Annotated in this window: 16 protein-coding genes; 4 read left to right on the forward strand and 12 right to left on the reverse strand. The window is 67.4% G+C overall.

Annotated elements, in window-relative coordinates; genetic code table 11:
* Positions 1-178: 178 nt before the first annotated feature.
* From htpG to HNR60_RS00345, 4 genes are all read right to left on the reverse strand, one after another.
* Entirely contained in the window at positions 179-2,041 is a 1,863-nt protein-coding gene (htpG, locus tag HNR60_RS00330) for a molecular chaperone HtpG (protein ID WP_184253048.1), read from the reverse strand.
* Positions 2,042-2,126: 85 nt separating this feature from the next.
* Entirely contained in the window at positions 2,127-3,473 is a 1,347-nt protein-coding gene (locus HNR60_RS00335; protein WP_184253050.1) for a sensor histidine kinase, read from the reverse strand.
* Positions 3,470-4,135 carry a response regulator transcription factor gene (locus tag HNR60_RS00340; RefSeq protein ID WP_184253052.1) on the reverse strand — a complete coding sequence of 222 codons (666 nt, stop codon included), beginning with the start codon at positions 4,133-4,135 and terminating at the stop codon, positions 3,470-3,472. Before HNR60_RS00340 ends, HNR60_RS00335 begins: the two co-directional genes overlap by 4 nt.
* Positions 4,135-4,506: a PepSY domain-containing protein gene (locus HNR60_RS00345; protein ID WP_430694844.1), complete on the reverse strand. Its 372-nt coding sequence runs from the start codon at positions 4,504-4,506 to the stop codon at positions 4,135-4,137. Before HNR60_RS00345 ends, HNR60_RS00340 begins: the two co-directional genes overlap by 1 nt.
* A gap of 152 nt (positions 4,507-4,658) precedes the next feature.
* On the opposite strand from HNR60_RS00345, the gene HNR60_RS00350 reads away from it, so the two are divergent.
* Together HNR60_RS00350 and HNR60_RS00355 are read left to right on the forward strand one after the other, a co-directional pair.
* Positions 4,659-4,931 carry a PepSY domain-containing protein gene (locus tag HNR60_RS00350; protein ID WP_184253054.1) on the forward strand — a complete coding sequence of 91 codons (273 nt, stop codon included), beginning with the start codon at positions 4,659-4,661 and terminating at the stop codon, positions 4,929-4,931.
* Between the two features lie 8 nt (positions 4,932-4,939).
* Positions 4,940-5,506, forward strand: a complete 567-nt coding sequence (locus HNR60_RS00355) for a cytochrome b/b6 domain-containing protein (protein ID WP_184253056.1) — start codon at positions 4,940-4,942, stop codon at positions 5,504-5,506.
* Positions 5,507-5,769: 263 nt separating this feature from the next.
* Here HNR60_RS00355 and HNR60_RS00360 read toward each other — a convergent pair whose 3' ends face one another.
* The 4 genes from HNR60_RS00360 to HNR60_RS00375 all read right to left on the reverse strand — a co-directional run bounded on the left by HNR60_RS00360 (position 5,770) and on the right by HNR60_RS00375 (position 8,847).
* The gene (locus HNR60_RS00360) at positions 5,770-6,231 is read right to left on the reverse strand and encodes a hypothetical protein (RefSeq protein WP_184253058.1); all 462 of its coding nucleotides are present in this window, start codon (positions 6,229-6,231) and stop codon (positions 5,770-5,772) included.
* Between the two features lie 107 nt (positions 6,232-6,338).
* Entirely contained in the window at positions 6,339-7,460 is a 1,122-nt protein-coding gene (gene mtnA / locus HNR60_RS00365; protein ID WP_184253060.1) for an S-methyl-5-thioribose-1-phosphate isomerase, read from the reverse strand.
* Entirely contained in the window at positions 7,457-8,332 is an 876-nt protein-coding gene (locus HNR60_RS00370; RefSeq protein WP_184253062.1) for an S-methyl-5'-thioadenosine phosphorylase, read from the reverse strand. Before HNR60_RS00370 ends, mtnA begins: the two co-directional genes overlap by 4 nt.
* A gap of 137 nt (positions 8,333-8,469) precedes the next feature.
* Positions 8,470-8,847 (reverse strand): EthD domain-containing protein, encoded by a 378-nt coding sequence (locus HNR60_RS00375; protein ID WP_184253063.1) that lies wholly within the window; start codon positions 8,845-8,847, stop codon positions 8,470-8,472.
* A gap of 73 nt (positions 8,848-8,920) precedes the next feature.
* Here HNR60_RS00375 and HNR60_RS00380 point away from each other — a divergent pair, with 73 nt between their 5' ends.
* The gene (locus tag HNR60_RS00380; RefSeq protein WP_184253639.1) at positions 8,921-9,292 is read left to right on the forward strand and encodes a MerR family transcriptional regulator; all 372 of its coding nucleotides are present in this window, start codon (positions 8,921-8,923) and stop codon (positions 9,290-9,292) included.
* An 11-nt stretch (positions 9,293-9,303) separates the two neighbouring features.
* On the opposite strand, the gene HNR60_RS00385 is transcribed toward HNR60_RS00380, so the two are convergent.
* The gene (locus HNR60_RS00385) at positions 9,304-10,401 is read right to left on the reverse strand and encodes an HD-GYP domain-containing protein (protein WP_184253065.1); all 1,098 of its coding nucleotides are present in this window, start codon (positions 10,399-10,401) and stop codon (positions 9,304-9,306) included.
* 304 nt (positions 10,402-10,705) lie between these two features.
* On the opposite strand from HNR60_RS00385, the gene HNR60_RS00390 reads away from it, so the two are divergent.
* A complete protein-coding gene (locus HNR60_RS00390; protein WP_184253641.1) occupies positions 10,706-11,011 on the forward strand; it encodes a hypothetical protein in 306 nt (101 codons plus the stop codon).
* Between the two features lie 66 nt (positions 11,012-11,077).
* Here the strand turns inward: HNR60_RS00390 and HNR60_RS00395 are convergent, their stop codons facing one another.
* The 3 genes from HNR60_RS00395 to HNR60_RS00405 all read right to left on the reverse strand — a co-directional run bounded on the left by HNR60_RS00395 (position 11,078) and on the right by HNR60_RS00405 (position 13,111).
* Positions 11,078-11,815 carry a polysaccharide biosynthesis/export family protein gene (locus HNR60_RS00395; RefSeq protein ID WP_184253067.1) on the reverse strand — a complete coding sequence of 246 codons (738 nt, stop codon included), beginning with the start codon at positions 11,813-11,815 and terminating at the stop codon, positions 11,078-11,080.
* A 141-nt stretch (positions 11,816-11,956) separates the two neighbouring features.
* Positions 11,957-12,613, reverse strand: coding sequence for a peptide-methionine (S)-S-oxide reductase MsrA (msrA, locus tag HNR60_RS00400; protein ID WP_184253069.1), 657 nt, complete (start codon positions 12,611-12,613; stop codon positions 11,957-11,959).
* Between the two features lie 180 nt (positions 12,614-12,793).
* Positions 12,794-13,111 carry a hypothetical protein gene (locus tag HNR60_RS00405; RefSeq protein WP_184253071.1) on the reverse strand — a complete coding sequence of 106 codons (318 nt, stop codon included), beginning with the start codon at positions 13,109-13,111 and terminating at the stop codon, positions 12,794-12,796.
* Between the last annotated feature and the right edge of the window lie 267 nt (positions 13,112-13,378).

Raw genomic sequence — 13,378 nt, forward strand, 5'->3', positions numbered from 1 at the left:
TGCGTCGGACCCAAACGCGACTGTCATTCCGGATTGCGAGTTCGAAGAACGAGCAAGTCCGGAATCCATACTCCCTGCAGGGGTTATAGATTCCGGGCTCACTCGCAGCTCACGCTGCTCGCGCCCCGGAATGACGGCTCAGGAATCGTGAAGCGCATCCATCCAACTCGAAAAGTCTCTACAGCGCGCGCAGCACCAGCCGATTGAGCCGCGCCGAAAACGCCGCGGGATCTTCCGGCAATTCGCCGTCGAGGATCTGCGCCTGCTCCAGCAGCAGCAGCGACAGATCCGCCGCATCGGCGGCGTTGGCCTTGGCGACCGCGGCGACGATCGGGTGGCGCAGATTGACCTCGAGGATCGGCTTGCTGGCGGCGCCGCGGTTCTGCTGCGCCAGCATCCGCTCCAGCGCGCGGTCGGGGCCAAGCCCGCCGGCCACCAGGCACGACGCGCTCGCGGTCAGCCGCTGCGAGGCGCGCACGTCCGACACCTTGTCGCCGAGCGCATCCTTGATCGCCGCGATGGTCAACGCCTCGTCGGTCTCCGGCTTCTCCGGCTCGTCCTTGGTCTCCTCGGTGGTCGGGATCATGCCGAAATCGACGTCGCCCTGGCTCAGCGACTTCAGCGGCTTGCCCTGGAAATCCAGCGGCGCCGAGGTCCAGAACGCATCCACCGGATCGGTCAACAGCAAAACCTCGATGCCGCGCGCCGCCGCCGATTCCAGCTTCGGATTGGACTTCAGCCGCTCGATGGAGTCGCCGACCAGATAGTAGATCTCGGTCTGGTTCTCTTTCAGATCCTCGACATACTGCTTCAGCGTGCGGTTCTCGCCCTTGGTGGTGGTGAAGCGGGACAGCGCCAACAGCTTCTCGCGGCGCTCATAGTCCTCCCAGATGCCTTCCTTGATCACCAGGCCGAAGGCGTCCCAGATCCTGCCGAACGCTTCCGGATCCTTGTCGCCGAGGCTTTCCAATTCGCCGATCACCTTGCCGGTCACCGCCTTGCGGATCTGCGCCAGCTGCGGATTGTTCTGCAGCATCTCGCGCGACAGATTGAGCGGCAAGTCTTCGCTATCGATCACGCCGCGGATGAAGCGCAGATAGGACGGCAGCAGGTCGGCGTCGTTGGTGATGAAGACGCGGCGGACGTAGAGCTTGACGTGGCCCTTGCGCGCCGGCTCGAACAGGTCGAACGGCTTGGTGGATGGCGCAAACAGCAGCACCGCGTAGGAGTAGCGGCCCTCGGCACGGTAATGCAGCGTCATCGCCGGCTCGTCGAAGGCGCCGGCGATCTGCTTGTAGGCCTGCGCATAATCTTCCGGCGTCAGTTCGGATTTGGAGCGCTGCCACAGCGCGCTGGCCGAATTGATCTGCCGCGGCTCGCCGTCCTCCGGCACCAGCTCGATCGGGAACTGGATGTTGTCGGAGTAAGCGCCGACCACGCGCTCGATCTCATAAGGTTCGAGATACTTCGCGGCATCCTTCTTCATGTGCAGCACGATCTCGGTGCCGCGCACCACGCGCGCGGCGTCTTCCTCGCTGGCCGGCGCGATCTCGAAGCCGGCGCCGCCCGACGACGACCAGGTCCAGGCCTCGGCCGAGCCGGCGCGCCGGCTGGTGACCACGATGCGGTCGGCGACCATGAAGGCGGCGTAGAAGCCGACGCCGAACTGACCGATCAAGCCGGCGCCGTCCTTGGCCTCGGTCAGCTTGGTCAGAAACGATTTGGTGCCGGACTTGGCGATGGTGCCGAGATTGTCGATCAATTCCTGGCGGTCCATGCCGAGGCCGTTATCGATCACGCTCAGCGTATCCGGCTCCTTCTTCGGCACGATCCGGATTTTCGGCTCGCCGCCATCGGCCATCAGCTCGGGCTTGGCGATCGACTCGTAGCGCAGCTTGTCGAGCGCGTCGGAGGCGTTGGAAATCAATTCGCGCAGAAAGATGTCGGTTTCCGAATAGACCGAGTGCACCATCAGGTTCAAAAGCTCGGCGACTTCGGCCTGGAACGGCTGGGACTGGGCGGCGGTATCGGTCGTCGTCATGGGTCGCGCTCGATTCGGTGTGCTAACAGGGGAAAGCCCGATATAGCGCCCGGGTCGGCGATGGCAAGATGCCGTGGAGCGCCGCTCAGGCCGGCCGGCAGCTCGCCTTCAGCCCGCCGAGCTCGGAGACCTCGAGCGACAGCGTCCAGCCATAGGCCTCCAGCACGTCCTGCACAATTGCGAGCCCCAGCCCCGATCCCTCGCCGCGCTGATCGAGCCGGGTGCCGCGTTCCAGCGCCGCCGCCCGCGCCACGGGCGCGATGCCGGCGCCGTCGTCCTCGATCGTAACGCCCCTGGCGTCCCCCCCGGCGACAATGCGGACAGTCGATTTGGCGTGGCGGGTGGCGTTGTCGAGCAGATTGCCGAGCACCTCGGCCAAGTCGCTACGGTCGATCGGCAGCGTGACGCCATCGGCGACCTCGATCTCGAAGGCGATAGCCCCGCCCGCCGGGGTGCGCGACAGGATCGCCACCAGCGAGCGCGCGAGCGGCGCGAGCTCGGTGGTCACCCCGAGGCTGCGGCCGGGTTCGCCGCGGACCCTTGCCCGCGCCAATTCGCGATCGACGTGGCGGCTCATGGCGTCGCCGACGGCTTCGATGTCGCGCGCCAGCCCCGCCTCGCCGCGCTCGCGCAGCCGGCCGGCGTCGGCGGCGAGCGCCGCCAGCGGCGTCTTCAGGCCGTGGGCGAGATCGGCGGCGCGGCCGCGCGAGCGTTCGATCTCGCGCTCCTGCGCCGCCAACAGGCCGTTGACCTCCTCGACCAGCGGCAGCACCTCGGTCGGCACCGCGGCGGGCAGCCTCCGGCTGTGTCCGGAGCGGATGTCGGCGATGCCGTGCCGCAGCGCATCCAGCGGCCGCAGCCCCAGCGCCACCTGCACCGAGGTGGCGATCGCCAGCACGAGGCCGAGAATGCCGAGCGCCACCACCAGATCGCGGGCGAAGGCGGCGCTTGCGGCCGACACCCGCGCCAGATCGACCGCCACCGCGGCGCGCACCGCGGTCGGCTGATCGTGCAGCGTCAGCGTCACCTGGCGCTCGGAGATCAACAGCTGCGCGCCACCCGGTCCATTGATGGTGTGATGATGCACTTCGCCCGGCGCCACCTCGTCGGCCGGCAGCGCCAGCATGGCATCCCACAGCGAGCGCGAGCGGATCAATTCGCTTTTGTCGTCGCCGATCTGCCAATACAGCCCCGACAACGGATCGGAGAACCGCGGATCGGCCGGCGGCCGTGCGACGATCGGCTTGCCCTCGGCGTCGACGTCGAGGCCGGCCAGCAATTGCTTGAGATGCACGTCGAGATCGGCGATCACGCTGCGTGTGACGTGGCGCTCGAACAGCACGGTCAGCCCGAAGCCGGCGACGCTGAGCGCGATCAGGATCGCCGCGGCGCCGCCCGCGATCAGCCGCAGCCGCAGCGAATGGCCGGTCATGCGCCGGAGCCCGCCACCAGATAGCCGAAGCCGCGGCGGGTCTCGATCAGCTCGCTGCCGAGCTTCTTGCGCACCCGGCCGATCAGCACCTCGATGGCGTTGGAATCGTGGGCGTCCTCGTTGCCGTAGATGTTCTCGCTGAGCTCGGCCTGCGACACCACGCGGCCGCGGTGCAGGAACAGGAATGCGATCAGCCGATATTCCAGCGGCGACAGGTTGACCGGCACGCCGCCGACGTCGACCTTCATCTGCCGCTCGTCGAGCGTGACGTCGCCGACGCTGATCAGCGAGGAGGCCTGCCCGGCCGATCGGCGCACGATCGAACGCAGCCGCGCCAGCAATTCCTCCATCCGGAACGGCTTCGGCAAGTAATCGTCGGCTCCGGCGTCGATGCCGTCGACCCGCTCGGCCCAACTGCCGCGCGCGGTGAGGATCAAGACCGGGGTGCGCCGATCGTTGCCGCGCCAGCGCTTCAGCACGGTGAGGCCGTCCATGCCGGGCAGCCCGAGGTCGAGGACGATCGCCGCATAATCCTCGGTGTCGCCGCGGAACCAGGCTTCCTCGCCGTCGCCGACGGTCTCCACCACGTAGCCGGCCGCCTGCAATCCGCGCTCGAGATCGGCGGCGATCCGGCGGTCGTCCTCGACCACGAGCACGCGCATCACTTTTCCTTGGTCCGGCGGACTTCGCCGTTCTGCGCGTCGACATAGACTTCGAACAATCGCCCGGCCTTGTCGATGACGCGGAATTCGTACAGCCACAGGCCGTGCTTGCGCTCGATCTCGACCCCGGTGATTTCGCCGGGCAGCTTGTCCTTGACGATCTGCAGCAGCTCGGCGAGCGGCTTGATCTCGCCGCGCTCCACCGCGCCGCGCGCCGCGTCGTGGTCGCGATCCCGATCATGATGATCGTGACGGTCGCCGTGGTCGCGGCCCTCGCCGTGGCGATCCCACGGATCGGCGCTGACCGCGGCGGCGCCGAGCAGCAGCGCCGCGACCGCCGCCGTCAGGACTGTCGTGTACCGCAATCGCATCGCCGCTATCCATCGATCGTGAGCTGATCACTATGGCCAACCGAAGCTGTCAGAACGCTGACATGGATCAACAGCCGGCCGTCAGCGCCCGGCGCGCATGGTCCGCACATCGCCCGCCGCATGGTGCGCCGGGCATCACCAGAGAGACCAACATGCGCAAGCTCGTTTTGCTGACCGCCGCCGCCCTGCTCGTCGCCACCACCGCCGCCCGCGCCGACAGCTGGGGCAAGCCCTGCACCACCGCGCCGGAAAGCCAGTGGCTGTCGCTCGACGCATTGCAGGCCAAGGTCGAGGCCCAGGGCTACAAGGTCAACAAGGGCAAGGTGAAGAAGGCCTGCGGCGAGTTCTACGCGATCGACAAGGCCGGCGCCAAGGTCGAGGTGTTCGTCGATCCGACCAACGGCAGCATCGTCGGCAAGCTGTAAGCGCCGCGATGAGCATCGCCAACGAGGCGACCGTGACCGGCGGCACTGCGCCGCCGGCGATGGTCAAGGTCTGGGACCCGTTCGTGCGGCTGTTCCACTGGTCGCTGGCGGGGCTGTTCGCGCTCGCCTATGTCACCGGCGACGAGATCGAAAAGGTTCACATCGCCGCCGGCTACAGCATCGCGGCGCTGCTGGCGGCGCGCATCGTGTGGGGCGTCGTCGGCCCGCGCCACGCCCGCTTCGGCAATTTCGTGCGGCCGCCGCGCGAGGTGGTCGCCGACCTGCGCGACCTGGTGACCGGGCGATCGCAGCGCCGGCTCGGCCATACGCCGGCGGGGGCGGCGATGATCCTCACTCTGATCGGCATGGTCGGCGGCACCTGCGCCACCGGCTATATGATGACCACCACCGCCTATTGGGGAGCCAAATGGGTCGAGAAACTGCACGAGGCGCTCGCCAACGCCACGGTGGCGCTGATCGCGCTGCACGTCGCCGGCGTCATCCTGGTCAGCTTCGCGCACCGCGAAAACCTCGCCAAGGCGATGCTCACCGGCGAGAAGCGTGAGGCGGAGTGATGCTGCGGAAAGTGGCAGGCGTCGTTGCGGAGTTGAGAGCGAAGCCAACCTCGTTAACGAACTCCGCTACCTCCACGGCGTCATCCTGAGGAGCCCGGCGAAGCGCGTAGCGCGACGCCGGGCGTCTCGAAGGATGGGCTGCAAGCGCTGTGGACCTGCTCGCTCTGGAGCCGCATCCTTCGAGGCCCTCGCGTTGCTCGGGCGCCTCAGGATGACGACTCAGTGCTTGCTGGAAAGCAACGACGGCGCCCAGGCCACCACGCTTACTTCGCGCGCTTGAGTTCCGAGCAGCTCACCACGGTCGACTCGGTCTTGCCGCCGGTGTGCGCGTAGCAGAACGAGAACGTGTTATCGTCGAATTCGCCGTGCATGTAACCGTCGGTATCGGCGATCAGCACGTCGTGGCCGTCATGGCCGCCGAGCGCGCCGATGAACGGCTCGGTGGTGGTTTCGCCGTTGCCCGACAGCGTGGTGACGCCCCAGAAGCGGCGCTGGTCCTGGCCCTTGATCTCGATCATCACGTCCTTTTCGGCCAGTCCCGGATTGTCGAAGGTGCCCTTGCCGCTCGGCCAATGGCCGCCGCTGCCGACCACGATCGAATGGCTCTTGCCGACCCATTTGCCCTTGACGTCCGCGACCTTGTCGCTCGCCAAGGCCAGCGCCGGCAGTGCCAGCAGCGCTGCGACGACCGCTCCGAACAGCATCGATGGTTTCATCTCGGTCACTCCCTCCTCCGCCGCACGCCGCAAGCCTTGATGGCAAGTCGACGCGGCAGAGCGCAGAAGGTGTAGGCGATTTACCGGCGGTTGTCTGAGCGATCTGGGGCGAAAGCTCAGGCGCGCAGCGCTTCCGCGCGCCGTTCGACCCGCTCCGGAAACGCCGCGGCGAGCGCGGCGCGTTCCGGCAGCAGCACGCCGCGCTCGGTGATCAGCCCGGTGACCAGCCGCGACGGCGTGACGTCGAAGCCGTAATTGGCCACGGCCGAGCCCTGCGGCACCACCCGCACGGTTTCGATGCGGCCGTCCTTCGTACGCCCGGTCATGTCGGTGACCTCGGCGGCGTCGCGCTGTTCGATCGGAATCTCTTTGACGCCGTCGTCGATGGTGAAGTCGATGGTCGGCGACGGCAGCGCCACATAGAACGGCACGTTGTTATCGCGCGCCGCCAGCGCCTTCAGATAAGTGCCGATCTTGTTGCAGACGTCGCCCGAGGCGGTGACGCGGTCGGTGCCGACGATGCAGAGATCCACCATGCCGTGCTGCATCAGATGGCCGCCGGTGTTGTCCGGGATCACGGTATGCGGCACGCCGTGATGGCCGAGTTCCCAGGCCGTGAGCGAGGCGCCCTGGTTGCGCGGCCTGGTCTCGTCGACCCAGACGTGGATGTTCACGCCGGCGTCGAACGCCTGGTAGATCGGCGCGGTGGCGGTGCCCCAGTCGACGGTGGCGAGCCAGCCGGCGTTGCAATGGGTCAGCACGTTGACGCGCTCGCCGGGCTTCTTGGCGGCACGCGCCGCCTCGATCAGCGTCAGGCCGTGGCGGCCGATGCTCTGGTTGATGGCGACGTCGTCCTCGGCGATCGCCGCGGCGCGCGCATAGGCGGCGGCGACGCGGGCCTCCGCCGGCAACGGCCGCAGCGCGCCGCACATGTCATCGAGCGCCCATTTCAGATTGATCGCGGTCGGCCGCGTCGCGATCAGCTTGGCATAGGCGTGGTCCAGCCCGGCGTCGGAAGCGTCCTCGCGCATCGCAAGCGCCACCCCATAGGCGGCGGTGGCGCCGATCAAGGGCGCGCCGCGCACCAGCATGCTGCGGATCGCGTCGGCCGCGGCGTCGCTGGTCGTCAATGGCACGACGACGAATTCATGCGGCAGCCGGCGCTGATCGATCGCCGCGACCGTATGGCCGTCGGATTCCAGCCAGATGGTGCGGGTCGGCTTGCCGTCGACTTTCATGCGCGCAAAATCCTTCCCGCTACCGCGTCGAGTTTCTTCAACAGCTCCGGATCGCGGGCGTCCGGCTGGGTGATGATCGCGGTGTCGAGCGCGCGGTCGGAGCCGATCGGGCAGGCCTCGTGCTCGCGCGGGAAATCCCGTGCCAGCCGCGCCACCAGATTCTTCGCCTTCTCGGCATTGGTGGTCAGCACCCGGACGATGTCCTGCACCGTCACCGCGTCATGATCGGGATGCCAGCAGTCGAAATCGGTCACCATCGCCACGCTGGCGTAGCAGATTTCGGCCTCGCGGGCGAGCTTGGCCTCCGGCATGTTGGTCATGCCGATCACCGAATAGCCGGCCTGCTTGTAGGTGATGCTCTCGGCGTAGCTGGAGAATTGCGGGCCTTCCATGCACAGATAAGTGCCGCTGCGCGCCATCGCGATGCCCTCGGCCTCGGCGGCGGCGGCGAGATGGATGCGCAGCCGCGGGCTCACCGGATGCGCCATCGAGACGTGGGCGACGCAGCCCCTGCCGAAGAACGAGCTCTCGCGCTTGTAGGTGCGGTCGACGAACTGGTCGACCAGCACGAAGCTGCCGGGCGGCAGTTCTTCCTTGAACGAGCCGCAGGCCGACAGCGAGATCAGGTCGGTGACCCCGGCGCGCTTCAACACGTCGATATTGGCGCGGTAGTTGATGTCGGAGGGCGACAGCCGGTGGCCCTTGTCGTGGCGCGGCAGGAACACGATCGGCAGCCCGCTGATGCTGCCGCGGCGCACCGAGGACGACGGCTCGCCCCACGGGCTTTGGATCGCCTCGTCGCGAACGTCTTCCAGCCCGGGCAGGTCGTAAATTCCGGATCCGCCGATGATGCCAAGAACGGCCGTGGTCATGCCTTCTCCCCCGCAATTGCTCTGCCGCATTCACCATGCGGCGGCGGCCCCGACAACCCCTCCTCAGGGCGGATAGGCCGAACGTTGCAGGCAGGGCTGCCCGGCAGCCGGCTCATGACCGGCCACCGACGTTCGATCTAGCCCGGAATGATCTCGCGCTCCGTGCCGTACCAGGCGTTCGAGCGGGAAAAATCGACAAAACGACGTTCATCCTCGAGCAATGCCCGCAACGCGGCCGCCCCCTCGGCGGTGGTCCTGGCGGCGGAGTGATCGGCAAGACTGTCCCACCACAGCTCCGCAGAACCGTCGAAATCCACCTCCAGCAGGGCGCGGCTGGCGCGGATTTGCTCCTGCGCCGCCGGGTCGGGGAGCGGCGAGGTCTGGACGTAACGCCTGATCCGCAGAATTTCCCGCAGCGAGCGGACCAGCGGACCGTGACGGTCTCGCCAATAGCTGTCGAATTGCTCGCGCGTCAGGTGCGGCAGGCGTTTGACGGTCATGGTCAGTTTCAGCATTGCAACCTCGGTTTTCCTACGGGACGAAACGAGGCTACCCTCTGACACTGCTGTCAGGGTCAAGGTTCGATCTATGCAAATCGGGGAATTCTCAAGGCGTTGTGGCATCAGCGTACGAATGCTGCGTTACTATGAGGCCGAGGGCTTGCTGCGGCCCGAGCGCACGCCCGCCGGCTATCGGCTGTATCGCAAGGCGGATCTCGAAACGGTTCGGCGGATTGCGACGCTCAACGCCGCGGGCCTGACGCTTGCGACGATTCGCGGCCTGTTGCCTTGCGCCGGGCCGGGCGTGGCAGGCTTCCGTCCTTGCCCCGAATTTAAAGAGGGCATCCGCCGCCGGCTCGCCGCCCTCGACCAGCAGATTGCGACGCTATCGGTCAGCCGTCGCGTGCTTCGCGGCTATCTGGCGAAGTCGGACGATGGCGAGCAGCGCGGCCAAGGCTAAGTGATCGTACACTATCCGCCCAGCGCCACCGGCCGGAATGCCTGCACCAGCCGCTGGTCCAGCGCGTCGCCCATCGCCTCCAGCGCCGCGAAGGCCGCGGCGTGGGTGTGCACGGTCTCCTTCGGCTGCTTGGCGACCAGGGTGGTGAAGGTGTCGACCAGGGTGGTGACGCGCACCAGGTCGCTGATCTGATCACCGGACAGCGCGTCCGGATAGCCGGAGCCGTCGAGCATCTCGTGATGATGCAGCACCACGTCGAGCATTTCGCGCGGGAAGCCGCCCTGGGCTGCCAGCGCGTCGTAGCCGAGCCGCGGATGCTGGCAATAGATGCCGTGCTGGCCGAGGCTGAGACGCTCCGGATTGTCGAGAATCGCCGCCGGCACGAACGCCTTGCCGACGTCGTACAACAAGGCGGCGCGGGTCAGCCGCCGCTGGTCGTCCTCGCGGATGCCGAGATATTGTGCGAACGCCACCGCAAAGCCGGTGGCGAAAAGGCAGTGCCGGTAGCTGGCGTTGTGATGGCGGCCGACCGCGGCCAGCCATTCGCGCAGCGAGGTGCGCTTGATGGCGCGCAGGATGTGGGTCTCCGCCTTGATCACGTCGCCGAGCGTCAGCGGATTGCCGGCGGGCAGCTTTTCGAAGATCTTGACCATCACCGCATGCGCCGCGGCGACGCCCTCGTCGAGCGCCTTGCCCTTGGATTCGGCTTCGGCGCCGTCGTCGTCGGCCGGAAAGGCCGCGCGAATCCGCTGCAGGATGTCGTCGGGATCGAACGGCCGCGCGATGGTGTCGGTGGCGCCGAGCGCCCAGGCCTGCATCGCGCCGTGATGCAACAGGTCGGCGAGCACGAACAGCCGCGGCATCGGCCGATACGCCGCGCCCATCAGCTTGCTGCGAACCTGCTGCACGGTCTCCGCCGAGCGCAGATTGATATCGACGACGACGCCGGACAGATCCTTGGCCGGCGCATCGGGCAGGTTCGCCGTCGGAATGGTCTCGACCTCGGCGACATTGGCCAGAATGCGCGCCAGTTCGTGGCTGCGGTCGGTGCGATCCGACGCCAGCAGCAGCCGGCGTTTTGCTGGAAGTTGTTTGGCGAGAGCGGTCATGTGTCCTCGAGCGGATCCACGTCGGGTCGGCAGTGTTACCGAAAAATTGGTTCCGCAAGCTTAAACGGCATCGTTAATGATGCGTGCCGAGCCGCCGCGCAATTCGAGCGAATCGCAAAAACCTCGATTTACTGCGCTGGCGCGGTAGCTTTATACTCAGGGGGCAACGAACCGTTCAGGACGTTTGGTGATGCCGATGCTGACGCGCGAATGCGACGCCGACGAGCGCCGTCCTTGCAGGCCGCGAACCGTGCGGGCCGGCGGTGGACTGATCGCGATTTCTGTTGCCGCGACGCTCATCGGCATGGCGGCGCCGGCGGCGGCGGCGGCGCAAGAACTCCGCCCGATCATCGCCGCGGCGCCGTTCACCACGACGCTGTCGAACAATGTTCCGCTGGCCTACGGCATGAACGCGACGGAGACCGCGCAGGCGCTCGGCGCGCCGTTGAGCTACATCAGCGGCCGGCCCGGCGAGGAGATTCTGCTGGCGCTGCGCAGTGCCGGCGGCAGCGGATTCTTCGAGCGCCGCGACCGGCTCTATCTGCAATTCCGCGCCGGCCGGCTGACCGGATGGAAGGGCGACTGGGGCCGCAACTGGATGTGGCAATAGCCGTGATAACAGCTCCGCGCGCGCTCGAACTAATTGAGAGCCGAGGGCGACGGTGACGATGCGGCGCTAGAACCAGCGCTCGCCGACCAGCACGGTATCACCGGGGCCGAGCGGGGTGCCGAGCGGCACCGCGGCGCGCACCATGCCGCGGGCATCGCCATGGGTGAGAATCACCTGGTCGCGACGCGCGCGCGGCGAGAACCCGCCGGCGACAGCGACCGCGCTCTCCACGCTCATGTTCGGCACATAAGGATACGCACCGGGGGCGGCGACTTCGCCGAGGATGAAGAACGGCCGATAGGATTCGATCTCCACCGCCACCGAGGGGTCGCGGATGAAGCCGTTGCGCAGCCGGCCGGTGATCTCGGAGGCCAAGCCCGCAGGCGTGCGGCCGCGCGCGGGCACCGCGCCGATCAGCGGCATGGTGATCGAGCCGCCGGCATCGATCGCGTAAGTGTTGGTGAGACCTTCCTGGCCGTAGACCACGACGCGCAAGCGATCGCCGGCGTCGAGCCGATAATCCGGATCGTAAGCGGGGGCCGCCGCCGCGTAGGCGGTCGGCATCGCGGCGTAAGCCTGCCGCGGCGAGGACGCCGCCGATGGCGAGGAGCCGAGCCCCTTGCCCAGCGCGGCCAGCGCACCGCCACCGGAACTCGCAGGTCCGGTGAACAGCCCGCGTCCGGCGGGGGCCGGCGCCGGGCCATAGGCCATGGCGTCGAGATCGCCGCGCGGCTGCGTCGCCGCGACCGGACCGGAATTGTGCACGCAGCCGGTCAGACCCAGCGCGGCAACCAGAGCGACCATCGACAATCGAAACGCGCGCACGACCTATCCCTCATCTGAGACAGCTCATTCATGCACGGTTAGGGTTAATAAACCGTTTGAAGCGGAGTTTGCGCCGTGGCGGCCGCAGCCGCCACGGCGCAAGCAGTGATGCGCAACGGCTCAGGCGCTGACGCCGGCGCCGATCGGGCACGACACCCCGGTGCCGCCGAGCCCGCAATAGCCGGCGGGATTCTTCGCCAGATATTGCTGATGATAGTCCTCGGCGAAGTAGAAGGCGCCGGCCGGCGCGATCTCGGTGGTGATGCCGCCGAGCCCCTTGGCGCCAAGCGCCCGGCCATAAGCAGCCTTCGAAGCCTCGGCGGCCTTGGCCTGCGCGTCGTCGAAGGTGTAGATCGCCGAGCGATATTGCGTGCCGACATCGTTGCCCTGGCGCATGCCCTGGGTCGGGTTGTGGCTCTCCCAGAACAGCTTCAACAACGCGTCGTAGCTCAGCTTGGCGGGATCGAACACCACCAGCACCGCTTCGGTGTGGCCGGTGCGGCCGGAGCACACCTCCTCATAGGTCGGATTCGGGGTGTGGCCGCCCGCATAGCCGACCGCGGTGACGTAAACGCCGTCGCCGGCTTCCCAGAATTTCCGCTCCGCGCCCCAGAAACAGCCGAGCCCGAACAGCGCCTGCTGCAGGCCCGCCGGATAAGGCGGCTGCAGCTTGTGGCCGTTGACGAAATGCGTCGATGCGGTCGGCAGCGCCGTGGCGCGGCCGGGCAACGCCTCGGCGGCACTCGGCAGGGCGGTGGTCTTGCGCATGAAAAACATCTGACATCTCCGGCGCGGAGGGAGCGGAGTGGTGGCCGCCCGGACTGCCGCGCATTGCTGGAAGGCGAAAGCCCGCGGCAAACCTGATCCACTCTTGCCGCGGCGCTCAGCTCAAGATGCGATATAATGTCAGCAAACCCGCCGCGGCAGGGGCCACACCGGCGGCAAATCGCCCGCGGCTCAGTCGCGGGCGTAGCCGATCAGCGGCTTGCGCGGCCGGAACAGCAGCATCAGCAGCAGCCCCAGCACGCCCAGCACCGCGAAGGTCGGCTGGTTCAGCAATAGCTTCACCACCCCGTTCCACAGCCAGGGCGCCGCGGTTTCCACCATGGTGTGGAAGGCCTGCTGGCTGGACTGGTGGATGTCGTTCCAGAATTCCCCGAGCCGGGTAAAGCGCAGGCTGTCGTCGGCGACCGAGCGGGCGCCGTCATAGACCAGGAAGATGAAGCCGCCGGTCAGCAGCAGCAGACCAACCAGCCGAAAAAACCCGCGGATCATACGTCACCTGTCAGCTCTGGCCTGGGCCGGTCCACCGGGAATACCGGGCGAGTCGGCAAAATTCAACCTCGTCAGCAACTTATCGCGCCCGACCGGCGCGGTTCCGAACCATCCCGCGGCGAGGCCGTTGACGCTGCAGGGCAGGGCCTCTATAAGACCGGCACTGGCGGTGGGGGCGATCCTGCCGCCGCTGTTCTTTGAGCGGTGCCGACGTTTCAGCATGCCTGCTTCCGGAATAGCATTTCAGGAAAACCCGGATACACATCA

This window comes from Rhodopseudomonas rhenobacensis (assembly GCF_014203125.1).
In the GTDB taxonomy this organism is placed as follows: domain Bacteria; phylum Pseudomonadota; class Alphaproteobacteria; order Rhizobiales; family Xanthobacteraceae; genus Rhodopseudomonas_A; species Rhodopseudomonas_A rhenobacensis.

Bases quoted from the DNA above. Each gene is read 5' to 3' on its own strand.
- htpG (WP_184253048.1), bottom strand. From the start codon at position 2,041: ATGACGACGACCGATACCGCCGCCCAGTCCCAGCCGTTCCAGGCCGAA.
- HNR60_RS00335 (WP_184253050.1), bottom strand. From the start codon at position 3,473: ATGACCGGCCATTCGCTGCGGCTGCGGCTGATCGCGGGCGGCGCCGCG.
- HNR60_RS00340 (WP_184253052.1), bottom strand. From the start codon at position 4,135: ATGCGCGTGCTCGTGGTCGAGGACGACCGCCGGATCGCCGCCGATCTC.
- HNR60_RS00345 (WP_430694844.1), bottom strand. From the start codon at position 4,506: ATGCGATTGCGGTACACGACAGTCCTGACGGCGGCGGTCGCGGCGCTG.
- HNR60_RS00350 (WP_184253054.1), top strand. From the start codon at position 4,659: ATGCGCAAGCTCGTTTTGCTGACCGCCGCCGCCCTGCTCGTCGCCACC.
- HNR60_RS00355 (WP_184253056.1), top strand. From the start codon at position 4,940: ATGAGCATCGCCAACGAGGCGACCGTGACCGGCGGCACTGCGCCGCCG.
- mtnA (WP_184253060.1), bottom strand. From the start codon at position 7,460: ATGAAAGTCGACGGCAAGCCGACCCGCACCATCTGGCTGGAATCCGAC.
- HNR60_RS00370 (WP_184253062.1), bottom strand. From the start codon at position 8,332: ATGACCACGGCCGTTCTTGGCATCATCGGCGGATCCGGAATTTACGAC.
- HNR60_RS00375 (WP_184253063.1), bottom strand. From the start codon at position 8,847: ATGCTGAAACTGACCATGACCGTCAAACGCCTGCCGCACCTGACGCGC.
- HNR60_RS00380 (WP_184253639.1), top strand. From the start codon at position 8,921: ATGCAAATCGGGGAATTCTCAAGGCGTTGTGGCATCAGCGTACGAATG.
- HNR60_RS00385 (WP_184253065.1), bottom strand. From the start codon at position 10,401: ATGACCGCTCTCGCCAAACAACTTCCAGCAAAACGCCGGCTGCTGCTG.
- HNR60_RS00390 (WP_184253641.1), top strand. From the start codon at position 10,706: ATGGCGGCGCCGGCGGCGGCGGCGGCGCAAGAACTCCGCCCGATCATC.
- HNR60_RS00395 (WP_184253067.1), bottom strand. From the start codon at position 11,815: ATGGTCGCTCTGGTTGCCGCGCTGGGTCTGACCGGCTGCGTGCACAAT.
- msrA (WP_184253069.1), bottom strand. From the start codon at position 12,613: ATGTTTTTCATGCGCAAGACCACCGCCCTGCCGAGTGCCGCCGAGGCG.
- HNR60_RS00405 (WP_184253071.1), bottom strand. From the start codon at position 13,111: ATGATCCGCGGGTTTTTTCGGCTGGTTGGTCTGCTGCTGCTGACCGGC.